The following is a 23768-nucleotide window of genomic DNA, read 5'->3' on the forward strand; positions in this document are numbered from 1 at the left end:
GTGGCAGTGATTACACGCCGCCTGCGGTTAGTTTTTCCGGGTCCAGCAAAACCTCAAGCTGGTTGCGGGTCATGTCGGTGTGTTCCAGTGCCACGTCGATAACCGGCCGACCTTGCTGATAAGCCTTCTTGGCAATCTCGGCGGCTTTTTGGTAACCAATGATCGGGTTGAGTGCGGTGACCAGTATCGGATTGCGCGACAGCGCTTCCTTGAGTCTGGCTTCGTTGACCTTGAAGCTGGAGATCGCTTTTTCACCCAGCAGATGGCTGGCGTTGGCCAGCAATTCAATGCTGCTGAGCAGGTTCTGGGCGATGATTGGCAGCATCACGTTCAGTTCGAAATTGCCTGACTGACCGGCGATGGTGATCACGGTGTCGTTGCCGATCACCTGAGCGGCGACCATCGCGGTGGCTTCCGGGATCACCGGGTTGACCTTGCCGGGCATGATCGACGAGCCCGGCTGCAAGGCTTCGAGTTCGATCTCCCCCAGACCGGCCAGCGGACCGGAATTCATCCAGCGCAGGTCGTTGGCAATTTTCATCAAGGACACCGCCGTCGCCTTGAGCTGCCCGGAGACCGCAACGGCCGTGTCCTGGGAGCCGATCAGCGCAAACAGATCGGTACCGGGCTTGAATGGGACGTGGGTCAGCTCGCTCAGTTGTTGACTGAAACGCGCGGCGAACTCGGGATGCGCGTTGATGCCGGTGCCCACCGCGGTGCCGCCCTGCGCCAGGGATTGCAGGCTTGGCAGCAGGTTTTGCAGATGGCCGATGTTGGCTTTGAGTTGCTGCGCCCATCCGTTGAGCACCTGGCTCATGCGCACCGGCATCGCGTCCATCAAATGGGTGCGACCGGTCTTGACGTGATGGTGAACGGTCTCAGCCTTGTGCTCGATCACCTGCACCAGGCGCAGCAGCGCCGGCAGCAGCTGTTCATGCAACGCCAGCGCCGCGCTGACATGGATCGTCGTCGGGATAATGTCGTTGCTGCTTTGGCCGCAATTGACATGATCGTTGGGGTTCACCGGCTCACCGAGTACGCGGCTGGCCAGGGTGGCGATCACTTCATTGGCATTCATGTTCGAGCTGGTGCCAGAGCCAGTCTGGAAGATGTCCACCGGGAAGTGCCGCATGAAATCGCCGGTGAGCAGACCCAATGCCGCCTCGACAATGGCAGCACCCTGAGCTTCGCTGATTTGCTTGAGCTCGACGTTGGCCCGGGCGGCGGCCGCTTTGGCCAGGATTAGCGCGCGGATGAACTGCACGGGCATCGGCTTGCCGCTGATCGGGAAGTTATCCACCGCCCGTTGGGTCTGCGCGCCATAGAGCGCATCCACCGGGACCTGAAGCTCGCCCATGCTGTCGCGTTCAATGCGTGTCTTGGTCATCAGAAAATCCTTGCACCAGTTCTATGAGAGGAATCGAGGGCTGCAACTCGCAGGTCGCCAGTTGCCAGGTGTAGCGTTGCCAGCGCGTGAGGCGGCACTTGCACAGAGAGAGGCGTTCGAGTTCACGCAGCGGGCGCCAGGCCTGGTCGAGGCAGTAAGTGCGCCAGTGCCAGGGCAGCGCGACATCGGCGGCAGTGTCGAGTAACAAACGGAAGGAAGTTTCGGCGATGGTCCAGGGAGACGTTGCCGTGCAACAGGCCAAATACCGGCCTTCAGCCAGGTAATGGGCGATCAGGCGTGGTTCGTCAGGGTCCATGGCGCAACGGATCTGGCGACTCATCCAGCGCCAGCTTTCGAGGTAAGGCTGCTCGTGCAAGGCAGAACTCATGATCCGGGCTCATTCGGTAATGAGATTAATTATTATATGATAATGAGAACCAAAACAACCCCGATAAAATCGAGGCACAAAAAAGGCGCGTTTCCCGCACCCGGGTAACGCGCCTTTTTGCGTAACGGTTAAGCGTTAGCTACCCGCGACCGTCATGCGTTCGATCAGCACCGAACCTGTGCGAATGTTGCTGCGCAATTCCAGATCATTACCGACCGCAACGATCTGCTTGAACATGTCACGCATGTTGCCGGCGATGGTCACTTCCTGCACGGCAAACTGGATTTCGCCGTTCTCGACCCAGTAACCCGCTGCGCCACGGGAGTAATCGCCGGTGACCATGTTCAGGCCCTGCCCCATCAGCTCTGTGACCAGCAGGCCACGGCCCATGCGACGCAGCAACGCGGCCTGATCTTCATCGCCATGGGTGACAAACAAGTTGTGCACACCGCCGGCGTTGGCAGTACTCGGCATCCCGAGCTTGCGCCCGGAGTACGTGCCGAGGATGTAGGACACCAACTCACCTTTTTCGACGAACGGCTTGGCGTAAGTCGCCAGGCCATCGCCATCGAACGCGGAACTGCCCATGGCGCGCATCAAATGCGGACGCTCATCGATGGTCAACCACTCAGGAAACAACTTCTGCCCCAGTGTGCCTTCAAGGAACGACGACTTGCGGTACAGACTGCCGCCGGAAATGGCCGAGAGAAAGCTGCCGAACAAACCACCGGCCAGTTCAGCGGAAAACAACACCGGCACTTCGCAGGTCGGTACGGGACGCGCGCCCAGACGGCTCGCCGCCCGCTGCGCGGCACGCTGACCGATGATCGCCGGATCGGTCAGCAAGTTGCCCTGGCGGTTTACGTCGTACCAGTAATCGCGCTGCATCTGGCCATCGGCCTCGGCAATCATCACGCAACTCAAGCTGTGTCGGGTCGACGCGTAGCCGCCGATAAACCCATGACTGTTGCCGTACACGCGGCAGCCCTGATGGGTGCTGAGCGTGGTGCCGTCGGCATTCTTGATCCGGCTATCGGTGGCAAACGCCGCGGCTTCGCAAGCCAGCGCTTGCTCGATGGCTTGTTCCGGAGTGATGTCCCATTGGTGGAACAGGTCGAAATCCTGCAGGTCGCGGGCCATCAACGCAGCATCGGCCAGGCCCGAGGCTTCGTCTTCGGACGTGTGCTTGGCGATGGCGAGCGCCGCCGCGACGGTTTCCCGAATGGCGTCAGGGCCGCTGGCCGAGGTGCTGGCCGAGCCCTTGCGCTGACCGACATACAAGGTGATGCCAAAGCCCTGATCGCGGTTGAACTCGACAGTTTCGACCTCGCGCTGGCGCACCGACGTCGACAGGCCCTGTTCCAGGGACACGGCGACTTCGCAGGCACTGGCGCCCTGACGCTTGGCTTCAGCAATGATCTGCTCGACTTGTTCTTGCAGTGCCGGCAACGCTTGTGGGCCGACGCTTTCAACTGCACTCATGCTGTTCTCCACTCAAATTCTGCTTTCGGTATGGCCTTCGAGCGACCGGGCCGGACAAGCGGCCCCCGACTGGTTATCATGGCGGCGTTTCTTTGCGGACGGCCACCATGGTTGATTCTTACGACGACTCCCTCGATACGGGAGAAAAAAGCAAATCCCAGGTTAAACGTGAGCTTCATGCTCTGGTTGACCTTGGCGAGCGCCTTACAACACTCAAGCCTGACTTGCTGGCAAAACTGCCGTTGACCGACGCTTTGCGCCGGGCTCTGGGCGATGCGCCCAAGCACACCGCGAATATCGCGCGTAAACGGCACCTCATGTTCATCGGTAAACTGATGCGCGATCAGGACACTGACGCCATTCTGACCTTGCTCGATCAACTCGATGCCTCCACTCGGCAGTACAACGAACGTTTCCATGGCCTGGAACGCTGGCGCGATCGCTTGATCGCGGGCGACGATGCAGTCCTGGAGAAGTTCGTGCTCGACTACCCGGAAGCTGATCGTCAGCAATTGCGCTCCCTGATCCGTCAGGCCCAGCACGAACTGGCGACCAACAAGCCACCGGCATCGAGCCGTAAAATCTTCAAGTACATCCGTGAGCTGGACGAGACTCAACGCGGCCTGCGTTAAGTCCCTTCTCGGGTGAGTCGCCAAGCGGCTCACCCGAAGCTTCTCTTTTCTCAAAAGCCACTTATGCGCCTGTGCCACCCACAGTGATCGCATCGATTTTCAGCGTTGGCTGGCCGACACCCACCGGCACCGACTGCCCATCCTTGCCACACGTGCCCACGCCGCTGTCCAGCGCCAGATCGTTACCGACCATCGACACCTTGCTCATGGCTTCCGGCCCGTTGCCGATCAACGTCGCGCCTTTGACCGGGGCAGTAATCTTGCCGTCTTCGATCAGGTACGCCTCGCTGGTCGAGAACACGAATTTGCCGCTGGTGATGTCCACCTGTCCGCCGCCGAGATTGGCGCAGTAGATGCCGCGCTTCACCGAGGCGATGATTTCTGCCGGATCACTTTCGCCCGCCAGCATGTAGGTGTTAGTCATGCGCGGCATCGGCAGGTGCGCATAAGATTCGCGACGACCGTTGCCGGTACGAGCCACGCCCATCAGGCGCGCATTGAGCTTGTCCTGCATATAGCCTTTGAGTACGCCGTTTTCGATCAGCGTGGTGCACTCGGTCGGGGTGCCTTCGTCGTCGACGTTCAGGGAACCTCGACGGCCCGCCAACGTACCGTCATCAACGATGGTGCACAGTTTGGACGCAACCATTTCGCCCATGCGCCCGCTGTAGGCAGAGCTGCCCTTGCGGTTGAAGTCACCTTCCAGACCATGGCCGACCGCTTCGTGCAGCAGCACGCCAGACCAGCCGGAACCCAGCACCACCGGCAACGTACCGGCCGGCGCCGGAATGGCTTCAAGGTTGACCAGTGCCTGACGCAATGCTTCACGGGCGTAACCCATGGCGCGGTCATCGCTGAGGAAATAACGGTAATCGGTACGACCACCGCCACCATGACCGCCACGCTCGCGGCGACCGTTCTGTTCGACGATCACACTGACATTGAAGCGCACCAATGGCCGTACATCCGCTGCCAGGCCGCCGTCAGTAGAGGCCACCAGAATCCGCTCCCAGACACCGGCCATGCTCACAGTGACTTGCTGGATACGCGGATCGAGAGCACGAGTAGCCGCATCGATGCGTTTAAGGAGTTCGACTTTTTCGGCGCGGCTGATCACTTCCAGCGGGTTGTCCGGCCCATACAACTGGGCGACGTCCTGGGTCGTGAAAGCCTGCACCGTGCCGTTCTGCCCGGCGCGGGAGATTGAGCGCGCAGCACGGGCCGCGGCACCGAGGGCTTCCAGGGTGATGGCATTGCTGTAGGCAAAACCGGTCTTTTCACCCGATTGCGCGCGTACGCCGACGCCCTGGTCGAGGTTGAAGCTGCCTTCCTTGACGATCCCGTCTTCCAGCGCCCAGGACTCGGAAATCTGCCCCTGGAAATACAGGTCGGCAGCATCGATACCCGGGCCAGCCAGGTCGCCGAGCACGCCTTGCAGGCTCTCGATCGTTACGCCACCGGGCGCCAGGAGGTGTTCACTGACTGAGGACAACAACTCGCTCATATGCTTTACGCCTTCAATTCATCGTTCTGAGGCAGGTCGCTGAGCGCCCTGCGAGAAAAAGCGCCGGTGACTGGACACCGGCATCCGCGCCCGGATGGACGCCTGTTCGCTGCTATCTCGTTCGGCCAGCAGCACGGCCTCGCCTTGATCCTGTTGCGCCAGTATCCGGCCCCAAGGGTCGACGATGGCGGCATGCCCCCAGGTTTCTCGCGGCCCCGGATGAGTCCCACCCTGCGCGGCCGCCAGCACATAACATTGAGTCTCGATGGCCCGGGCGCGAATCAGCACATCCCAATGCGCCGCGCCGGTCACCGCCGTAAACGCCGACGGCGCGGTAATCAATTCCGCCCCGGCAGCCCGTAATTCGCTGTACAACTCCGGGAAGCGCAGGTCGTAACACACCGTCAGGCCGACTCGACCGACCGGCGTATCCGCCACGACCACCCCACTGCCATAAGCATAGTCATCGGACTCGCGATAACGTCCGCGATTGTCCGCCACGTCCACATCGAACAAATGCAGCTTGTCGTAGCGCGCCACTGTCTCGCCATGGTCATTCACCAACAGCGAACAGGCATGCACCTTCGCCGTCGGTTGATCCACCGGCGGCAACGGCAATGTGCCGGCGACTATCCATAACTTGAGGTCGAGGGCGGTCTGTTTCAACCATGGCAGGATCGGCCCGTCGCCCAACGCCTCGGCGCGGCCGATATCGGCGATGTCGCGACGGCCCATCGCGGCGAAGTTTTCCGGCAGCACGGCCAGTTGCGCGCCACCGGCCGCCGCTTGCTCAAGCAGGCGGCGAGCCTGGGCCAGATTGGCCAGCACATCGCTCTGGCTGACCATTTGAATCACCGCTACAGACATGGCCTTTCCTTACTTGAGAAGTGTCCGCCAACCTGTAGCGGCTGGCGAAGCCTGCGTCCGGCTGCGCAGCAGTCGTAACACCGGATTGCACGGTTTACCTGCAAGACCATGTTGACCGGGTTCACGACTGCTGCGCAGCCGGACGCAGGCTTCGCCAGCTGCTACAGGATCTGCGTCGCTGATTGAAATGTGTTCGGCCATGCTACTCCATCGCCTTGGCGAGTGCCTTTTCGAAAAGCGACTCAAAAAGGTTTGTCGAAGGTGATTTTCGGCTCTTTCCACGGGCCTTTGACGGTGTATTTCACACTGGCAAACCGCGCCATGCGATCACCAATCAGTTTGTCGATCAGGAACAGCGCGCCGCCAACGGCCGGCGCGCCAACGATCAACGCGGCAATCGGCAAATTGTTGGTAACCGGTAACGTCACCAGCAATTTGGCGTCGATCTGATCACCCACCAGATTGAGCGTGCCATCGAGTTCAACATTGCTGGACGGACCGGTCATCCGGATCGGTTCACGGGTGACGTAGACGCCATTGGTACCGACCAGCAAACCTTTGACCCGGTCATAACTCAACCCTTTGCCGAACAGGTCGGAAAAGTCCAGGCGCAAACGGCGACCGATGGAATTGAAGTTAAGCAAGCCGAAGACTCTCAGCGCCTGGGCACTGCCGTCGACTTCAACAAACTGGCCCTTGGTAAGGGAAGCATCAAGGGTGCCGGAGAACCGTTTGCTGGCCAGCCACGCCGGCGAACCGGGCCAGCGACCGTCAACATCCATATGGAACTCTTCGCTGGTGACACTCGGTGCAAACCCCCAGCCCTTGAGCACATCGGCTAGATTCTTGCCGCTGATTCGCCCCTTGTACCAACTGCTGGAGCTCCCTGGCGCACCTTCCCAACCGCCACTGCCCTGCAACAGAATGCCTTTGAGCCCCATGTCCAGGTTATTGAATGCAATGCCCCGCGGCGTCGGACGGACTTTCAGCGACCAGCCACCCACCAGATCCTGACCCAGGAACAGCTGATTGATGGTGATGTCCAGTGCCGGAATTTTTGTCGGGTCAACCGTGGCCAGAGGGTCGGGCGCATTATCGTCGGTCAGTGCCTTGGGATCCGGCGCGGGTAGCCGCACGTATTGCAGATTGACCGTGATCGGCGCGCCTTTCGCGTCAGGCACACCGACCGTGCCTTTGACCTGCTGGCTGTCGAGTTGCAAAGCCCAGGCGGCGGGCTTTCGGTTTATCTGCACCGATGCCTTGTCGAGGGTACTGCCCAGTGCACTGAGCTTGCCAATCTGGAAGTCTGCACCGCTGAAGAACTGCTTGGCATTACCACCCGGATCCTGGCCAGCGTACTTGTCCACCAAATCCTTCCAGGGGCCGACATCCAGTTCCGACAGTACGCCACGCACGCGCAGGCCTTTGGTACCGGGCAACACGGCATTGCCACCACCGAGGAACAGCTCACCACGACCTTCGGCAAAATTGCCGTTCGGGGCTGCAAACGTGAAGTTTGCCAACTCACCATAATTGACCCAATAACGACGCTCCGCACCTTGCAAGGTCATGCGAAATGTCGTGTCGCGCCCCGCATCGGCCGCCATGCCGAACGGAGCCGGCAGATCAACCGTCACGCCTCTGAGGTTTGAATTGACCATCAACTGGCTGTCGGCGCCATCCAGGGTCAGTTGCAATTGATACGGGATCACCCCGGACACCGGCAACGGCTGAGTCACGTTCAACCACTGAGTGAGTTTTTTGACTTCGACATGACCGGAAGCCGTAACGCGAGTCTTGAGATTGCTGGCGTTGCCATCAGCGAAAATCTGCGCGGTGACCGGTTTATCAAAGGCGCGGGCGCTGATGTTCTGCCCGCTCAGCCCCTTGGTGCTGTCGAAGCGGAAATCGCCCTTGAGCTGAGTCAGCTCCAGCGGTGGCTCGGGAAGTTTCAGGCGCGCCCTGGCCGTCTTGAAGTCGACCAGTATTTTCGGCTTCTCGCCTTGGGCCAGCGGGATATCCAGTTTCAGTTTGCCTTGCAGCTCACCCTCACCTTCCCATTTGGCGAAGGTTTCAGCCGTGCCGATGGGCGCCTCCTGGAGAATCTTCAACCCATCGCCCAAACCACCGGCAAACTCGCCGTCAAGAAACAGGTGGACACTTTTTCCATCCGGCACATGGGGAATATTGACGTAGATGTCCTTGACCTGAGTGTCGAGCAACTGGCCCTTGCTGGCCAGAATCCGCACACCACTGTCTTCGACAAACACATCACCCGTGACTTTGCTGACATGCGGCCAGCCTGGCTGGAACGCCAGCTCGGCATCGTGCACCTTGAAGAACAGGCTGATGCTGCGGGCGGTATCAGCGACGCCATGGTTCAGCGACCCCTGATACTGGAAGAAACCTTCATCCACCGCGCCTTTGAGAATGGCCGTACGCAACCATTCGTCGAGTGCGGGGCTGAGGACGGTCGGCAGGTACTTGGCGGTGTAGCGCCCATCGCCTTCCACCATACCCACCCGCAGGTCCATGTAATCTTCCTTGGCGGGATCAAAATACAGGCGAATCAGAAAATCGCCGGCAATCTTGCCCTCTTCGCCAAGCACCTTGAGGTAGGGCGCGATCAGGGTGAAGCCTTCTTTATCGAGTTTCCAGGTCAACGTGGCGTTGGCCTGGATGTACTGCCATGGCTTGGCGAAAATGGGGTCCAGGTGCAGGACAAAGTCCTTGCTGTCCATGCGCAGCTCACCCTTGCCGAGGTCACCGCTGATGCTGCCGCTTACATTTCGCGCCGCCGGGGCGCCGGCATAGGCATCAAAACCTACCTGGTCAAGGTTCGCGGCGAAGCTGAACTTGCTGTCGTCAGTGGCATTGGGCCGCATGTCGATCAGCACATTACGCAGCCCACCGGTCACTTTGAGTTTCTCGACTGCCGTGGCGACACCTTTGGGCAGTGGGCCCAAGGCGTTCAGCAGCGGCGTGAGCGGGGTGAGGTCGAGTCGATCGGCTTGCAGGTGCCAGAGTTCTTCGACCTTGTCAGTGGCCGACGTCTGTTTGAGTTGCAGATGCGACTCCCAGCGCGTCTCGCCGAAGCTCATGGCCAGCGAATCGAGGGTCACCACGACGCCTTCAGCACTGCGCTGGAAATAACCATTGAGTGCCAGGTTATTGATCTGGATCGGCTTGCGCTCGGCATACGCCCCTTTGAGTTGCGGCGCGTTGAGGCGAATCGCCGCGCTTTGCAATGTGCGCTGGCCCCAATTGATCCAGAGCTCGCCGCCGGCCTTGATCTCGGAAAAATTCCATTGCTGGGTCAGGCGCTCGGGCAGCCATTTTGACCAATCGCTTTGCGGCAGGCTCAGGTAGGCCTCGGCCTCCCCATCCTGCCACTGGCTGGCGCGGATACGGGTACGCAGGCTCATGGCCACTGGCTGACCATCAGGCAAGGTCATTCGGGCATCGAGACGCTGCCGCGAAGCTCCGGTTTTCAGCGTGAAGCCGACGTAGGTCAAGGTCAGCGCCGGTTGATCCAGTGGTTGCAAGGTCACCTGACTGTCGATCACCGACAACTGCTGGACGATCTGCAGGCGATTAAGCAGTTGCTCGGGATCCAGCGGCTGATCCTTCTGCACCGGCAACCCTTCCAGCGCCCACTGCCCGTCGGTGCCTTCCTTGAGGCTGATCTTCAGGCCATTGAGCTCCAGGTGAGCGATGCGCAACTGACGAGCCAACAGGCTGCCCCAAAGGTCAGGCACCGCACGCACCTGATCCAGACGCAAGGCATTGGCACCTTCGCCGACCGTTACGTCATGGGCGAACAGGATCGGCGCAAAACCACTCCAGCTGCCTTCAAGCGCGCCGATTTGCAATGGCACGCCGAAGGCCTCACGGGCTTTGGTTTCGACCTCGGCCCGGTATTCAGCCACCAGTGGCGTCAGCTCCCGGCCGAGGCTGACGTACAACGCCATCAACACCAATGCCAACGCGCACAGGCCCAGCCCCCAGCGGGTGAGTGCGACCAAAATGCGTGTCAGACGCTCCATGTCAGTTGGCTCCCATGGCAAAAATGCTGCAAAAAGCTGAGGCCAGCCGTTCTAGTAAGGTTGGAACACCGCGATTCAGAGCAACACCACGTCGTATTGTTCCTGGGAATACATGGTTTCCACCTGGAATCGAATGGTGCGTCCGATAAATCCTTCCAGCTCGGCAACGTTACCTGACTCTTCGTCGAGCAAGCGGTCGACAACTTTCTGGTTCGCCAATACACGATAGCCCTCCGCCTGATAGGCGCGAGCCTCGCGAAGAATTTCTCGAAAAATTTCGTAGCAGACCGTTTCCGGGGTCTTCAGCTTGCCACGCCCCTGACAGCTGCTGCACGGCTCGCACAGTACCTGTTCGAGACTCTCGCGGGTGCGCTTGCGGGTCATCTGCACCAGGCCCAACTCAGTGATGCCGATGATGTTGGTTTTGGCGTGATCGCGTTCCAGTTGTTTCTCAAGCGTGCGCAATACCTGGCGCTGGTGTTCTTCGTCTTCCATGTCGATGAAGTCGATGATGATGATCCCGCCCAGATTGCGCAGGCGCAGCTGACGGGCAATCGCGGTGGCGGCTTCGAGGTTGGTCTTGAAGATGGTTTCTTCAAGGTTGCGATGGCCGACGAAGGCCCCGGTGTTGACGTCGATGGTGCTCATGGCTTCCGCCGGATCGACCACCAGGTAACCGCCGGACTTGAGCGGGACTTTGCGCTCCAGGGCTTTCTGGATTTCGTCTTCCACGCCGTACAAGTCGAAAATGGGCCGCTCGCCTGGGTAGTGTTCAAGACGATCAGCGATTTCCGGCATCAGTTCGGCGACGAACTGCGTGGTTTTCTGAAAGGTTTCCCGGGAGTCGATGCGAATCTTCTCGATCTTCGGGCTCACCAGGTCACGCAAGGTCCGCAACGCCAGGCCGAGGTCTTCGTAGATCACACTCGGCGCACTGATGGTTTTGATCTGCTCGTTGATCTGATCCCAGAGCCTGCGCAAGTAGCGGATGTCCATGAGGATCTCATCGGCGCCCGCCCCTTCGGCGGCGGTGCGCAAAATGAAACCGCCAGCCTCCTTGATGCCTTCTTTGGCCACGCAATCGGTGACCACTTGCTTGAGGCGCTCGCGCTCGGCCTCGTCTTCGATCTTCAGCGAAATACCGACGTGGGCGGTACGCGGCATGTACACCAGATAGCGTGATGGAATCGACAACTGAGTCGTCAGGCGTGCGCCTTTGGAGCCGATCGGGTCCTTGGTGACCTGGACCACCAGGCTCTGGCCTTCATGGACCAGAGCGCTGATGCTCTCGACCACCGGGCCTTCACGCAGGGAGATTTCCGAGGCATGGATGAACGCGGCACGGTCCAGGCCGATGTCGACGAACGCTGCCTGCATGCCGGGTAGAACCCGCACAACCTTGCCTTTATAGATGTTGCCGACGATCCCGCGCTTTTGCGTACGCTCGACGTGGACCTCTTGCAGAACACCGTTTTCGACCACCGCCACGCGCGATTCCATCGGCGTGATGTTGATCAGAATCTCTTCACTCATGGCAGGGTCTCGTTCGGGCATGTTCACGATAGTGGCTGCATCTTGTCAGTACGACGCTTAGCGCGCGTTAAGTGTTTGCCAACAGGGTATGCCGAAATGGCCGAGCAGTTCCGCGGTTTCGCACAGCGGCAACCCGACCACCGCCGAGTAACTGCCATCGAGCCCGGCAACAAATACCGCACCCAGCCCCTGAATTCCGTAGCCACCCGCCTTGTCACGAGGCTCACCGCTGGCCCAGTAGGCTGCCGCTTCTTCGCGACTGAAGTTGCGAAACCGCACCAGACTGCGCACCACCAGCGACTCGCAGCGCTCGGCGTCGAGTACGGCGATGGCGGTCAGCACCTCATGCTCACGACCGGCCAACAGCATAAGCATGGCGCACGCATCGGCTTCGTCCACCGGTTTGCCCAGAATTTTGCCGTCCAGCACCACGGCGGTGTCAGCACCCAGCACGCAAAAATCGACGTCGGAAACGACAGTTCCGCACCCGACTTCGGCCTTGCCGCGCGCCAGGCGCTCGACATAGGCCGACGGGGATTCTTGAGGCAAAGGGGTTTCATCGATGTCCGCGCTGATGGCGGAGAATGGCACGCCGATCTGCGTGAGCAGTTCACGCCGACGCGGCGAGCCTGAGGCGAGGTATAGCTTTTTCATCAAGACGTCTCCCTGTCCAGTGCCCTGTCTCACAAATACTGTTCCTTTTTGGCGGCGTCTGTTGTTGCCATACTGCGTTGCCGCTTCTCGCCATAGCGAGCTATGACTTGGCGCGGCGCCTTGTCTGGCAACAACAGCCACTCGCCAAAAAAGGAACGTATTTGCGAGACAGGGCACCGGCGCGGGCAAATGCCTGACCGAATTAATTGATTTTGTAGCGTCGACGCAGACCACGCAAACCGTAGCTGACCCAAGGCCAGAGCAACGCACTGACCAGTGCCGGCAGCACCAGCGCCAGGGTTGGCTGGCGATTGCCGGTCAAGGCGCTCAGCCACAGCTGAACCAGCTGCGCGAGGCCGAAGATCACCAGGATCACCAGGCTCTGTTGCCACATCGGGAACATGCGCAAGCGCTGTTGTAGTGACAACACCAGAAAAGTGATCAACGTCAGGATCAGCGCATTCTGGCCAAGCAACGTGCCGTAAAGCACGTCTTCAGCCAAGCCCAGGCACCATGCGGTGACCATGCCGACCTTTTGCGGCAGGGTCAGCGCCCAGAACGCGAGCAGCAACGCCAGCCACAGCGGGCGAAGGATTTCCATGAATTGCGGCAGGGGCGAGATACTGAGCAACAGGCCGATAGCGAACGTCAGCCAGACAATCCAGCTATTTCGGGAAGCTTTGACGCCGACCATTATTCTTCTCTCCCAGTAGAAGCCGGCGCGGGGACAGGCGGTTTGGCGGCAGGCTTCACGGCCGGTTTAGCGGCGGCAGGTTGCGGCGCGTGCGGTTTGGCGGCAGCGGGTTTGGCCGGGGTTGCCGCCGGTGCCGGTGCGGCCGGTGCAGCTGGCGGCGCGACAGGCGTGGCAGGCGCTGCGTTGGCGGCGGGCACCACCGTGGTCGCCGGCACTGGTTTGGGTACGGTGGCCGGAATGATCGGCCCGCCACCATGCTGGTCCAGTGCTTCCTGAGCCTGGGCCGCTTCGTTGGCACGCTCTTCGGCAGTACGGCCGTCGCTGAACACCAACAGCAAGTAGCGACTGCGGTTCAAGGCAGCGGTCGGCACGGCGCGAACAATGGCAAACGGCTGGCCGGAGTCGTGAATCACTTCCTTGACGGTCGCCACCGGGTAACCAGCCGGGAACCGCTGACCGAGGCCGGAGCTGACCAGCAGGTCGCCTTCCTTGATGTCTGCAGTATCGGCAACGTGACGCAGTTCCAGGCGCTCCGGGTTGCCGGTGCCGCTGGCAATCGCCCGAAGACCGTTGCGGTTCACCTGCACCGGAATGCTGTGGGTGGTGTCGGTCAGCAGTAATACACGGGAGGTGTAGGGCATCAATTCGACCACCTGCCCCATCAGGCCGCGGGCATCGAGCACCGGCTGACCGAGGATCACCCCGTCGCGCTCACCTTTATTGATGATGATGCGATGGGTGAAGGGGTTCGGGTCCATGCCGATCAACTCGGCCACTTCGACCTTTTCGTTGACCAGCGCGGAAGAATTGAGCAACTCGCGCAGCCGAACGTTCTGCTCGGTCAGGGAGGCAAGCTTTTGCATGCGCCCCTGCAACAGCAGGTTTTCGCTTTTGAGTTTTTCGTTTTCGGCGACGAGCTCGGTACGGCTGCCAAATTGGCTGGCCACACCCTGCCATAGCCGCTGCGGCAGGTCGGTGATCCAGTAAGACTGCATCAGCACCAGCGACATTTGGCTACGCACTGGCTTGAGCAGTGTGAAGCGGGCATCGACCACCATCAGCGCGACCGATAGCACGACCAGCACCAATAAGCGCACGCCCAGTGAAGGCCCTTTGGTGAAAAGCGGTTTAATAAGCCGCTCCTCCCAGGCAAATGTTCTCTTTATTCATACGGCATCAAACCGGCCTGGATGCAGACTGACAGAAGATAAACGCCAACAGGCAGCACTGCAAAGTGCTGCCTGCGCGCCAACAGCATAGATGCAACCGGCGAGATCACTCGCTGGATAGCAGGTCCATGGTGTGTTTATCCATCATTTCCAATGCACGGCCACCGCCGCGAGCAACGCAGGTCAGCGGGTCTTCGGCGACGATCACCGGCAGACCTGTTTCCTGGGCCAGCAACTTGTCGAGGTCGCGCAGCAAGGCGCCACCACCGGTCAGAACCAGGCCACGCTCGGCGATATCGGACGCCAGCTCCGGAGGCGATTGCTCCAGTGCGCTTTTCACAGCCTGAACGATGGTGGCCAGGGACTCTTGCAGAGCTTCCAGCACTTCATTGGAGTTCAGGGTGAATGCGCGTGGAACGCCTTCGGCCAGGTTACGGCCACGAACGTCGACTTCGCGAACTTCGCCGCCCGGGTAGGCTGTACCGATTTCCTGTTTGATGCGCTCGGCGGTGGATTCGCCGATCAGGCTGCCGTAGTTGCGACGCACGTAGGTAATGATCGCTTCGTCGAAGCGGTCGCCGCCAACCCGTACGGACTCGGCGTAAACCACACCGTTCAGGGAGATCAGGGCGATTTCGGTAGTACCACCACCGATATCGACCACCATCGAACCGCGTGCTTCTTCAACCGGCAGGCCGGCACCAATCGCAGCAGCCATTGGCTCTTCGATCAGGAACACTTCACGAGCACCGGCACCAAGGGCCGATTCACGGATGGCACGACGCTCAACTTGAGTCGATTTGCACGGAACGCAGATCAGCACACGAGGGCTAGGCTGCAGGAAGCTGTTTTCGTGAACCTTGTTGATAAAGTATTGCAGCATCTTTTCGCAGACGCTGAAGTCGGCAATCACGCCGTCCTTCATCGGACGAATGGCAGCAATGTTGCCCGGCGTTCGGCCGAGCATGCGCTTCGCCTCGGTGCCGACAGCAACGACACTTTTCTGGTTACCGTGTGTCCGAATAGCCACAACCGATGGCTCATTCAGGACGATACCGCGCTCGCGCACGTAAATAAGGGTGTTGGCAGTGCCCAGGTCAATGGAGAGATCGCTGGAAAACATGCCACGCAGTTTCTTGAACATGGGAAAGGGACCCTAGGCAACGCGTGGGTAAAAAAGTGCGGCAAACTCTAACAACGACAGGGATTTTGGGCAAGGCGCCAATATGTTAAATTGACCGCTTTTCTGTGCACCAACCCCCACAATCGCGGCCTTATGACCGTAGAAATGCGGTAGTGTTCCGACAATCTAACACACGGACGCCGTCCGTTCTGTTTTCCACTGGAGAATCGCAATGGCGCTTGAACGCTCCGACGTGGAAAAAATCGCTCATTTGGCCTGCCTGGGCCTCAATGATGCCGATCTTCCACAAATCACCTCGGCCCTGAATAGCATTCTGGGTCTGGTCGACGAAATGCAGGCGGTCAATACCGACGGTATCGAGCCGCTGGCCCACCCACTGGAAGCCAGCCAGCGCCTGCGCGCAGACGTCGTGACCGAGACCAATCATCGCGAGGCCTATCAGTCCATCGCACCAGCGGTCGAAAACGGCCTGTACCTGGTTCCGAAAGTCATCGACTAAAGGGAAAGAGCCTGCAATGCATCAATTGACTCTGGCCGAGATCGCCCGCGGACTCGCCGATAAAAAGTTTTCTTCCGAAGAGCTGACCAAAACCCTGCTGGCGCGTATCGCCCTGCTCGATCCTCAGCTCAACAGTTTCATCAGCCTCACCGAAGACCTGGCGCTCCAGCAGGCGAAAGCCGCTGACGCACGCCGGGCCAATGGTGAGAGCGGCGCCCTGCTCGGCGCGCCGATTGCGCACAAAGACCTGTTCTGCACCCAGGGCATCCGCACCAGCTGCGGCTCTAAAATGCTCGACAACTTTAAAGCACCGTACGATGCCACCGTAGTCGCCAAACTGGCCGCTGCCGGGACCGTGACCCTGGGCAAGACCAACATGGACGAATTCGCCATGGGTTCGGCCAACGAGTCGAGCTACTACGGCGCGGTGAAAAACCCGTGGAACCTGGAACACGTTCCGGGTGGTTCATCCGGCGGTTCAGCGGCTGCAGTTGCCGCGCGCCTGCTGCCTGCGGCCACGGGCACCGATACCGGCGGCTCGATCCGTCAGCCAGCGGCCCTGACCAACCTCACCGGCCTGAAACCGACGTACGGTCGTGTTTCGCGCTGGGGCATGATTGCCTACGCGTCCAGCCTCGATCAGGGCGGCCCGATGGCACGCACCGCCGAAGACTGCGCGATTTTGTTGCAAGGTATGGCCGGCTTCGATCCGAACGACTCCACCAGCATCGATGAACCCGTGCCGGACTACAGCGCCAACCTCAACGGTTCGCTGCAAGGCCTGCGCATCGGCGTGCCGAAAGAGTATTTCAGCGCCGGTCTCGACCCGCGCATCGCCGAGCTGATCCACAACAGTGTCAAGGAGCTGGAAAAGCTCGGCGCCGTGATCAAGGAAATCAGCCTGCCGAACATGCAGCACGCGATTCCTGCGTATTACGTGATCGCGCCGGCAGAAGCCTCTTCCAACCTGTCGCGTTTCGACGGCGTGCGTTTCGGCCATCGCTGCGAGCACCCGAAAGACCTGATCGACCTGTACAAGCGTTCCCGTGGCGAAGGTTTTGGCCCGGAAGTGCAGCGCCGGATCATGGTCGGTGCCTACGCGCTGTCGGCCGGTTACTACGACGCCTACTACCTGAAGGCCCAGAAGATTCGCCGCTTGATCAAGAACGACTTCATGGCAGCCTTTAATGAGGTCGACATCATCCTCGGCCCAACCACGCCGAACCCGGCCTGGAAGCTTGGCGCCAAGAACAGCGACCCGGTCGCTGCTTACCTGGAAGACGTCTACACCATCACCGCCAACCTCGCTGGCCTGCCGGGCTTGTCCATGCCTGCCGGTTTCGTCGATGGCCTGCCGGTGGGCGTGCAACTGCTCGCGCCGTATTTCCAGGAAGGTCGCCTGTTGAACGTTGCCCACCAGTATCAGCTCAACACTGACTGGCACACCCGCACCCCAACCGGCTTCTGAGGAGACACACATGCAATGGGAAGTCGTGATCGGGCTGGAGATTCATACCCAGCTCACCACCCGGTCGAAAATCTTTTCCGGTAGTTCCACCACCTTCGGTTCCGAGCCGAACACCCAGGCCAGCCTTGTAGACCTGGGCATGCCCGGCGTGCTGCCGGTGTTGAACCAGGAAGCGGTGCGCATGGCGGTGATGTTCGGTCTGGCGATTGACGCCGAGATCGGTCAGCACAACGTGTTCGCCCGTAAAAACTATTTCTACCCGGACTTGCCGAAGGGCTACCAGATCAGCCAGATGGAATTGCCGATCGTCGGCAAAGGCCACCTGGACATCGCCATGGAAGACGGCACGATCAAACGTGTCGGCGTGACACGTGCCCACCTGGAAGAAGACGCCGGTAAAAGCCTGCACGAAGAGTTCAACGGCGCCACCGGCATCGACCTGAACCGTGCCGGCACGCCGCTGCTGGAAATCGTTTCCGAGCCGGACATGCGCAGCGCCAAGGAGGCCGTGGCATACGTCAAGACCATCCACGCGCTGGTACGTTACCTGGGCATCTGCGACGGCAACATGGCCGAAGGCTCGCTGCGCTGCGACTGCAACGTGTCGATCCGTCCGAAAGGTCAGGTTGAGTTCGGTACTCGCTGCGAGATCAAAAACGTCAACTCGTTCCGTTTCATCGAGAAGGCGATCAACAGCGAAGTGCAGCGCCAGATCGAGCTGATCGAAGACGGCGGCAAGGTGATCCAGCAAACGCGCCTGTACGACCCGAACAAGGACGAAACGCGTCCGATGCGCAGCAAAGAGGAAGCCAACGACTACCGTTACTTCCCCGATCCGGACCTGCTGCCAGTGGTCATCGAAGACTCGTTCCTCGACGACGTGCGGGCCACCCTGCCGGAACTGCCACCGCAAAAACGCGAGCGTTTCCAGGAGCAATTCGGTCTGTCGGTCTACGACGCCAGCGTGCTGGCCACCAGCCGCGAACAAGCCGATTACTTCGAGAAAGTCGCGAGCATCGGCGGCGACGCCAAGCTGGCGGCGAACTGGGTGATGGTCGAGTTGGGCAGCCTGCTCAACAAGCAAGGCCTGGATATCGAAGACTCGCCGGTGTCCGCAGAGCTTCTGGGCGGCATGCTGCTGCGCATCAAGGACAACACCATCTCCGGCAAGATTGCCAAGGTGGTGTTTGAAGCCATGGCGAACGGCGAAGGCAGCGCGGACGAGATCATCGACAAGCGCGGCCTCAAGCAAGTGACCGACACTGGCGCGATCTCGGCGGTGCTGGACGAAATGCTCGCCGCCAATGCCGAACAGGTTGAACAGTACCGCGCGGCAGACGAAGCCAAACGCGGCAAGATGTTCGGCTTCTTCGTCGGCCAGGCCATGAAAGCCTCCAAAGGCAAGGCCAACCCGCAACAGGTCAACGAATTGCTCAAAAGCAAGCTCGAAGGCTGATGACAATGGAGCCAGTTTCAAAGCCTGGCTCAAATCCCTGTGGGAGCGGGCTTGCTCCGGGCGGCGTTCCGACGATAGCGGTCCGGCACTCAACACCATGTTGACTGTCAGAATGCCAATCGCGAGCAAGCTCGCTCCCACATTTGTTTCGGGAAACCTTTAAATGAAGCGTCTACTCGGCGCCTGCGCCCTGCTCTCTCTGCTGGCCGGTTGCGCCAGCAACGATATCGTCGATCCACACGGCTACGACAAGACCGGCACGGCGTCCTTTTACGGCGCCAAACACCAAGGTAAACGCACCGCCAGTGGCGAGCGTTTCGACAAGAATTCCATGACCGCCGCCCATCGCCAGCTACCCTTTGGCACGCGGGTGAAAGTCACCAATCTGAACAACGACAAGTCCTGCGTGGTCCGCATTAACGACCGCGGGCCACATACCCGTGGACGTCTGATCGACCTGTCCCATGCAGCCGCGGAGCGCTTGGGCATGGTCAAGAGCGGCACCGCCAAGGTTCGCGTGCAAGCCCTCGACGACTGACAGACGGAGCACCCACCATTTTCGGACTTGCCGATATACCCCTGATCAGTGTGATTGAACTGCTCAGTGGCCTGCTTTTACTGATCGCAGGCGCCGAACTGATGGTGCGTGCCGCCGTGCGCCTGGCGGCGCGGTTGCACGTGCGGCCGCTGATTATCGGCCTGACCATCGTCGCCCTTGGCAGCAGTGCGCCGCAGATGGCGATCAGCCTGCAAGCCACCCTGGCGGACAATGCCGACATCGCCGTCGGCAGCGTGATCGGCAGCAGCATCTTCAACATCCTCGTCACCCTCGGGCTTTCGGCACTGATCATTCCGCTGCGTGTCTCGCGGCAACTGGTGCGCCTGGATATTCCGTTGATGATCGGCGCCAGCCTGCTGGTGTTTGTCCTGGCGTGGAATGAAGAACTGACCCGAACCGATGGCGTGATACTGCTGGCAGCATTGGCCCTGTATCTGGGCCTGTTGCTACGCCAGTCCCGGCACTCGGCCCGTCCACCATCGAGCGACCCGCACAGTCACACCGCGCCCTGGATCAGCAGCCTGTTGATGATCGTCGCCGGGCTGGCGATGTTGATCTACGCCGGGCACTTGCTGCTGGGGGCGGCGGTTGTCGTGGCGACCGACCTTGGCCTGTCGGAACGAATCATCGGCCTGACCATCGTCGCCATCAGCACATCCCTGCCGGAGTTGGCCACCTCATTGATCGCCGCCCTGCGCGGTCAGCGGGACATTGCCGTGGGCAACGTGATCGGCAGCAACTTGTTCAACCTTCTGGGTGTGCTAGGCGTGACAGCGCTGTTCGCGCCGTCGCCGTTGTCGGTGTCACCCAATGCCCTGGATTTCGACTTGCCGGTGATGCTCGGCGTTGCGGTGTTCTGTCTGCCGTTGTTCTACACCGGCTATCGGGTAACCCGGGCCGAAGGTTTGTTGTGCCTGGCTTTGTACCTGGCTTACGGGCTGCACGTGGTGTCATTCACCACCGGCATGCCACTGGCCGGCAAGCTTGAACACCTGATGCTGTTTTTCGTTCTGCCGGCGCTCGTGGCGTTTCTGCTGTTCTCGTCGCTGCGCGCCTGGCATCGCCAACACCACAAGAGGGATGTGTCATGACCGATAATAAAAAATCTGGCGTTGAAGTCCGCCGCCAAGTGATGGGCGACGCCTTCGTCGACCGCGCACTGGGCAATGCCACCGAGTTCACCCAGCCGCTGCAGGATTTCGTCAATGAACACGCCTGGGGCGGTGTGTGGAATCGCGAAGGCCTGCCGCTGAAAACCCGCAGCCTGATCACCCTTGCCGCCCTGACTGCACTGAAGTGCCCGCAAGAATTGAAAGGCCACGTACGCGGCGCCCTGAACAACGGCTGCACCGTGGAAGAGATTCGTGAAACGTTGCTGCATTGCGCGGTGTACGCCGGCGCGCCCGCGGCGATTGATGCGTTTCGGGCGGCGCAGGAAGTGATTGAGAGCTATCAGAAGCCGGAGTAAATCTTCGGTATTTGCGGCGGCAGGACTACCGCCATCGCGGGCAAGCCCGCTCCCACAGTTTGGAATGCATTCCCCTGTGGGAGCGGGCTTGCCCGCGATGAGGCCCTATAAAACACTACAAATCCCTGGGCTAAATCCACCCGCCCCACTGCAATAAAAAGATCCCGATATTGGTCGTGATTGCCGCCATCAACGTGGTAATCACAATAATCGCCGCCGCCAGTTCATGATTGCCCTCGGCCTGGCGAGCCATGACAAAACTGGCGGCCGCGGTCGGGCTGCCGAAGTACAAAAACAGAATCCCCAACTCCGCCCCACGAAAGCCCCAGAGCCAGGCCCCAAGGGTCGCCAGCACCGGCAGGCCGATCATCTTCACCAGGCTGGAGCTGAGCGCAATGTTGCCGCTCTTGCGCAACGCAGCCAGCGACAACGTGCCGCCAATACAGATCAACGCCAGTGGCAACGTGGTCTGCGCCAGGTACTGCCCGGATGTCTCGAGCCAACCTGGCAAGGCGATCTTGAAATAGGCAAACGGCGCCGCCGCAAACACACTCATGATAAGCGGATTGACCATGACGCTTTTGCAGATGCTCCACGGATCGGACTTGATCACCGGGCTGTAGACTGCCAGCACAATGGTCGAGAGCGTGTTGTAAAACAGGATCACCAGCGCCGCGAGAATCGCCCCGAGGGAAATCCCGTAAGCGCCGTACATGCTCGCCGCCAGTGCCAGGCCGATTACCCCGTTGTTGCCGCGAAAGGCGCCCTGGGTGTAAATCCCCCGGTCTTCACGCGGGCACTTCCAGATCGCCCAGCCCCAGGCAATGGCGAAACTTGCCAGGGTCGCAATCGAAAAGTAGATCAGCAGCGCCGGTTGCAACGCGGCGTTCAGGTCGGCATGCAGGATGCCCAGAAACAACAACGCCGGCATGGTGACGTTGAACACCAGGGCCGACGCGGTGTGGATGAAGTTGTCGTTGATCCAGTTGATGCGCTTGAGCAACACCCCCAAAAACAGCATGGCAAACACCGGCGCGGTGATGTTCAGGGTTTCGAGGAAGATTGCCAGCATGCCGGGGATAACCTTGGGTGAGCGTCGTTAGGGGGCTAATGATAAGCCACCCAGAGCATCGGCGTCTGGTAGACCGCTATCGCGGGCAAGCCGTGCTCCTACAGGTCGGCGTCGTACGCAATGGCGTGAACGACATAAAACCGTAGGAGCAAGGCTTGCCCGCGATGCAGGCGACTCGGTCTCAGGTGATTGGCGCCGGGTTAAACAACGTGATGTCGTTATGCAGCTTGTGCTGCTCGGCCCACGTCTGTTTTTTGCCGCTGGCCACGTCCAGGTAGTAGTGGAACAACTCCCAGCCAAGCTCTTCGATCGATGCCCGCCCGGTGGCAATCCGCCCGGCATCGATGTCGATCAGGTCCGGCCAGCGTTGCGCCAGTTCCGTGCGGGTCGAGACCTTCACCACCGGTGCCATCGCCAAGCCATACGGCGTGCCACGCCCAGTGGTGAACACATGCAAGTTCATCCCCGCTGCCAACTGCAACGTCCCGCAGACAAAGTCACTGGCCGGGGTCGCGCAGAAGATCAGCCCTTTGCGTTTGAAGCGCTCGCCAGGGCCAAGCACCCCGTTGATCGCACTGCTGCCGGACTTGACGATCGAGCCCAGGGACTTCTCGACAATGTTCGACAACCCACCTTTTTTGTTACCCGGTGTGGTGTTGGCGCTGCGATCCGCTTCGCCCTTGGCCAGGTAGCGGTCGTACCAATCCATTTCCCGCACCAGTTCCTGGGCAACTTCCTCGGTTTCGGCACGGGAGGTCAGCAAGTAAATCGCATCGCGCACTTCAGTGACTTCGGAAAACATCACCGTCGCACCGGCACGCAGCAACAGGTCCGAGGCATACCCCAAGGCCGGGTTGGCGGTGATGCCGGAAAACGCATCGCTGCCACCGCACTGCATGCCCAGAATCAGCTCGGACGCCGGCACGGTTTCCCGGCGACGCTGATCGAGCTTTTTCAAACGGGTTTCGGCCAGCGCCATGATCTGCTCGATCATCTCGGTAAAACCGTGACTCGAGTCCTGCAAGCGATACAACCACGGCTCACTCAAATCCACGGAACTGTCGTTGTCGTGCATGACCTGTCCGGCCTGCAATTTCTCGCAGCCCAGGCTGATCACCAAGGCTTCGCCACCCAGGTTCGGGTTGCGCGCCAGGTTGCGCACGGTGCGGATCGGGATGTACGCGTCCGCCGCCGTAATCGCCACACCACAGCCATAACTGTGGGTCAGCGCCACCACGTCATCGACGTTCGGGTACTTGGGCAGCAACTCGTCCTTGATGCGCTTGACCGCATGGTCCAGCACGCCCGTGACGCACTGAACAGTCGTGGTGATACCAAGAATGTTGCGCGTGCCGACGGTGCCGTCGGCGTTGCGATAACCCTCGAACGTGAAGCCTTCCAGCGGTGCCTGCGCAGCGGGCACTTCGGTGGACAGCGGCAAGCTGTCCAGCGGTGGCGCGGTGGGCATGCGCAGTTGATCTTCCTTGACCCAGCTGCCGCGCGGAATCGGCTGCAACGCGTAGCCAATGGTCTGGCCGTAACGAATCACCTGCCCGCCTTCTGGAATATCTTCCAGCGTGACTTTGTGGCTCTGTGGCACGAAGTCCACGGTCACCAGGCCATCGGAAAACTCGGTGCCGGCTGGCACGCCCTGGTCATTGACCACGATCACTACGTTGTCCCGCTCGTGCAGGCGGATGTAGCGCGGCGAGTCGGAATGTTCAATCAACTGCATGACGCCGCTCC

At 60.3% G+C, this 23768-nt stretch carries 20 protein-coding genes; 7 read left to right on the top strand and 13 right to left on the bottom strand.

Annotation, left to right across the window (positions count from 1 at the left end; all coding sequences use genetic code 11):
* Nucleotides 1-10: 10 nt before the first annotated feature.
* The 3 genes from BMS17_RS10105 to pmbA form a co-directional block, all read right to left on the bottom strand.
* Nucleotides 11-1387 carry an aspartate ammonia-lyase gene (locus BMS17_RS10105; RefSeq protein ID WP_046026828.1) on the bottom strand — a complete coding sequence of 459 codons (1377 nt, stop codon included), beginning with the start codon at nucleotides 1385-1387 and terminating at the stop codon, nucleotides 11-13.
* Entirely contained in the window at nucleotides 1368-1775 is a 408-nt protein-coding gene (locus tag BMS17_RS10110) for a hypothetical protein (RefSeq protein ID WP_046026829.1), read from the bottom strand. The genes BMS17_RS10105 and BMS17_RS10110 overlap by 20 nt, the downstream gene beginning before the upstream one ends.
* Before the next feature lie 135 nt (nucleotides 1776-1910).
* Entirely contained in the window at nucleotides 1911-3257 is a 1347-nt protein-coding gene (gene pmbA, locus BMS17_RS10115; RefSeq protein WP_046026830.1) for a metalloprotease PmbA, read from the bottom strand.
* Between the two features lie 107 nt (nucleotides 3258-3364).
* On the opposite strand from pmbA, the gene yjgA reads away from it, so the two are divergent.
* On the top strand, nucleotides 3365-3889 hold the full coding sequence (gene yjgA, locus BMS17_RS10120) for a ribosome biogenesis factor YjgA (protein ID WP_008026892.1): 525 nt from the start codon (nucleotides 3365-3367) through the stop codon (nucleotides 3887-3889).
* A gap of 61 nt (nucleotides 3890-3950) precedes the next feature.
* Here yjgA and tldD read toward each other — a convergent pair whose 3' ends face one another.
* The 8 genes from tldD to mreB all read right to left on the bottom strand — a co-directional run bounded on the left by tldD (nucleotide 3951) and on the right by mreB (nucleotide 15500).
* Nucleotides 3951-5393, bottom strand: coding sequence for a metalloprotease TldD (gene tldD / locus BMS17_RS10125; RefSeq protein WP_046026831.1), 1443 nt, complete (start codon nucleotides 5391-5393; stop codon nucleotides 3951-3953).
* Nucleotides 5394-5411: 18 nt separating this feature from the next.
* A complete protein-coding gene (locus tag BMS17_RS10130; RefSeq protein ID WP_046026832.1) occupies nucleotides 5412-6260 on the bottom strand; it encodes a carbon-nitrogen hydrolase family protein in 849 nt (282 codons plus the stop codon).
* A 242-nt stretch (nucleotides 6261-6502) separates the two neighbouring features.
* Nucleotides 6503-10306: a YhdP family protein gene (locus BMS17_RS10135; protein ID WP_046026833.1), complete on the bottom strand. Its 3804-nt coding sequence runs from the start codon at nucleotides 10304-10306 to the stop codon at nucleotides 6503-6505.
* Nucleotides 10307-10381: 75 nt separating this feature from the next.
* Entirely contained in the window at nucleotides 10382-11839 is a 1458-nt protein-coding gene (gene rng, locus BMS17_RS10140) for a ribonuclease G (RefSeq protein ID WP_046026834.1), read from the bottom strand.
* Between the two features lie 57 nt (nucleotides 11840-11896).
* A complete protein-coding gene (locus BMS17_RS10145; RefSeq protein ID WP_046026835.1) occupies nucleotides 11897-12493 on the bottom strand; it encodes a nucleoside triphosphate pyrophosphatase in 597 nt (198 codons plus the stop codon).
* A gap of 202 nt (nucleotides 12494-12695) precedes the next feature.
* Complete coding sequence (mreD, locus tag BMS17_RS10150; protein ID WP_046026836.1) at nucleotides 12696-13187, bottom strand: rod shape-determining protein MreD; 492 nt, start codon at nucleotides 13185-13187, stop codon at nucleotides 12696-12698.
* A complete protein-coding gene (mreC, locus tag BMS17_RS10155; protein ID WP_077430876.1) occupies nucleotides 13187-14320 on the bottom strand; it encodes a rod shape-determining protein MreC in 1134 nt (377 codons plus the stop codon). Before mreC ends, mreD begins: the two co-directional genes overlap by 1 nt.
* Before the next feature lie 142 nt (nucleotides 14321-14462).
* Nucleotides 14463-15500: a rod shape-determining protein MreB gene (gene mreB, locus BMS17_RS10160; protein WP_002555108.1), complete on the bottom strand. Its 1038-nt coding sequence runs from the start codon at nucleotides 15498-15500 to the stop codon at nucleotides 14463-14465.
* Between the two features lie 211 nt (nucleotides 15501-15711).
* On the opposite strand from mreB, the gene gatC reads away from it, so the two are divergent.
* The 6 genes from gatC (at nucleotide 15712) to BMS17_RS10190 (ending at nucleotide 20950) form a co-directional block, all read left to right on the top strand.
* Nucleotides 15712-15999 (top strand): Asp-tRNA(Asn)/Glu-tRNA(Gln) amidotransferase subunit GatC, encoded by a 288-nt coding sequence (gene gatC, locus BMS17_RS10165; protein ID WP_046026838.1) that lies wholly within the window; start codon nucleotides 15712-15714, stop codon nucleotides 15997-15999.
* 16 nt (nucleotides 16000-16015) lie between these two features.
* Entirely contained in the window at nucleotides 16016-17467 is a 1452-nt protein-coding gene (gene gatA / locus BMS17_RS10170; protein ID WP_046026839.1) for an Asp-tRNA(Asn)/Glu-tRNA(Gln) amidotransferase subunit GatA, read from the top strand.
* Between the two features lie 10 nt (nucleotides 17468-17477).
* Nucleotides 17478-18923, top strand: coding sequence for an Asp-tRNA(Asn)/Glu-tRNA(Gln) amidotransferase subunit GatB (gene gatB, locus BMS17_RS10175; protein ID WP_046026840.1), 1446 nt, complete (start codon nucleotides 17478-17480; stop codon nucleotides 18921-18923).
* A 163-nt stretch (nucleotides 18924-19086) separates the two neighbouring features.
* Nucleotides 19087-19461 (top strand): septal ring lytic transglycosylase RlpA family protein, encoded by a 375-nt coding sequence (locus BMS17_RS10180; RefSeq protein WP_046026841.1) that lies wholly within the window; start codon nucleotides 19087-19089, stop codon nucleotides 19459-19461.
* A gap of 50 nt (nucleotides 19462-19511) precedes the next feature.
* Nucleotides 19512-20573 (top strand): calcium/sodium antiporter, encoded by a 1062-nt coding sequence (locus BMS17_RS10185; protein ID WP_077430877.1) that lies wholly within the window; start codon nucleotides 19512-19514, stop codon nucleotides 20571-20573.
* On the top strand, nucleotides 20570-20950 hold the full coding sequence (locus BMS17_RS10190) for a carboxymuconolactone decarboxylase family protein (protein ID WP_046026843.1): 381 nt from the start codon (nucleotides 20570-20572) through the stop codon (nucleotides 20948-20950). The genes BMS17_RS10185 and BMS17_RS10190 overlap by 4 nt, the downstream gene beginning before the upstream one ends.
* Nucleotides 20951-21080: 130 nt before the next feature.
* Here BMS17_RS10190 and BMS17_RS10195 read toward each other — a convergent pair whose 3' ends face one another.
* Both BMS17_RS10195 and garD read right to left on the bottom strand, forming a co-directional pair.
* Nucleotides 21081-22022, bottom strand: a complete 942-nt coding sequence (locus BMS17_RS10195; RefSeq protein ID WP_046026844.1) for an AEC family transporter — start codon at nucleotides 22020-22022, stop codon at nucleotides 21081-21083.
* A 181-nt stretch (nucleotides 22023-22203) separates the two neighbouring features.
* On the bottom strand, nucleotides 22204-23757 hold the full coding sequence (garD, locus tag BMS17_RS10200) for a galactarate dehydratase (RefSeq protein WP_046026845.1): 1554 nt from the start codon (nucleotides 23755-23757) through the stop codon (nucleotides 22204-22206).
* Nucleotides 23758-23768: the final 11 nt, after the last annotated feature.

It is taken from the genome of Pseudomonas sp. C9 (genome assembly GCF_002000165.1).
Classification (GTDB): Bacteria; Pseudomonadota; Gammaproteobacteria; order Pseudomonadales; family Pseudomonadaceae; genus Aquipseudomonas.

What these genes read in the sequence shown, in the direction of transcription:
- pmbA (WP_046026830.1), bottom strand. Translation starts at nt 3,257, where the DNA reads ATGAGTGCAGTTGAAAGCGTCGGCCCACAAGCGTTGCCGGCACTGCAA.
- BMS17_RS10105 (WP_046026828.1), bottom strand. Translation starts at nt 1,387, where the DNA reads ATGACCAAGACACGCATTGAACGCGACAGCATGGGCGAGCTTCAGGTC.
- mreB (WP_002555108.1), bottom strand. Translation starts at nt 15,500, where the DNA reads ATGTTCAAGAAACTGCGTGGCATGTTTTCCAGCGATCTCTCCATTGAC.
- rng (WP_046026834.1), bottom strand. Translation starts at nt 11,839, where the DNA reads ATGAGTGAAGAGATTCTGATCAACATCACGCCGATGGAATCGCGCGTG.
- gatA (WP_046026839.1), top strand. Translation starts at nt 16,016, where the DNA reads ATGCATCAATTGACTCTGGCCGAGATCGCCCGCGGACTCGCCGATAAA.
- BMS17_RS10190 (WP_046026843.1), top strand. Translation starts at nt 20,570, where the DNA reads ATGACCGATAATAAAAAATCTGGCGTTGAAGTCCGCCGCCAAGTGATG.
- garD (WP_046026845.1), bottom strand. Translation starts at nt 23,757, where the DNA reads ATGCAGTTGATTGAACATTCCGACTCGCCGCGCTACATCCGCCTGCAC.
- BMS17_RS10110 (WP_046026829.1), bottom strand. Translation starts at nt 1,775, where the DNA reads ATGAGTTCTGCCTTGCACGAGCAGCCTTACCTCGAAAGCTGGCGCTGG.
- BMS17_RS10180 (WP_046026841.1), top strand. Translation starts at nt 19,087, where the DNA reads ATGAAGCGTCTACTCGGCGCCTGCGCCCTGCTCTCTCTGCTGGCCGGT.
- gatB (WP_046026840.1), top strand. Translation starts at nt 17,478, where the DNA reads ATGCAATGGGAAGTCGTGATCGGGCTGGAGATTCATACCCAGCTCACC.
- tldD (WP_046026831.1), bottom strand. Translation starts at nt 5,393, where the DNA reads ATGAGCGAGTTGTTGTCCTCAGTCAGTGAACACCTCCTGGCGCCCGGT.
- yjgA (WP_008026892.1), top strand. Translation starts at nt 3,365, where the DNA reads ATGGTTGATTCTTACGACGACTCCCTCGATACGGGAGAAAAAAGCAAA.
- mreD (WP_046026836.1), bottom strand. Translation starts at nt 13,187, where the DNA reads ATGGTCGGCGTCAAAGCTTCCCGAAATAGCTGGATTGTCTGGCTGACG.
- BMS17_RS10135 (WP_046026833.1), bottom strand. Translation starts at nt 10,306, where the DNA reads ATGGAGCGTCTGACACGCATTTTGGTCGCACTCACCCGCTGGGGGCTG.
- gatC (WP_046026838.1), top strand. Translation starts at nt 15,712, where the DNA reads ATGGCGCTTGAACGCTCCGACGTGGAAAAAATCGCTCATTTGGCCTGC.
- BMS17_RS10195 (WP_046026844.1), bottom strand. Translation starts at nt 22,022, where the DNA reads ATGCTGGCAATCTTCCTCGAAACCCTGAACATCACCGCGCCGGTGTTT.
- BMS17_RS10130 (WP_046026832.1), bottom strand. Translation starts at nt 6,260, where the DNA reads ATGTCTGTAGCGGTGATTCAAATGGTCAGCCAGAGCGATGTGCTGGCC.
- BMS17_RS10145 (WP_046026835.1), bottom strand. Translation starts at nt 12,493, where the DNA reads ATGAAAAAGCTATACCTCGCCTCAGGCTCGCCGCGTCGGCGTGAACTG.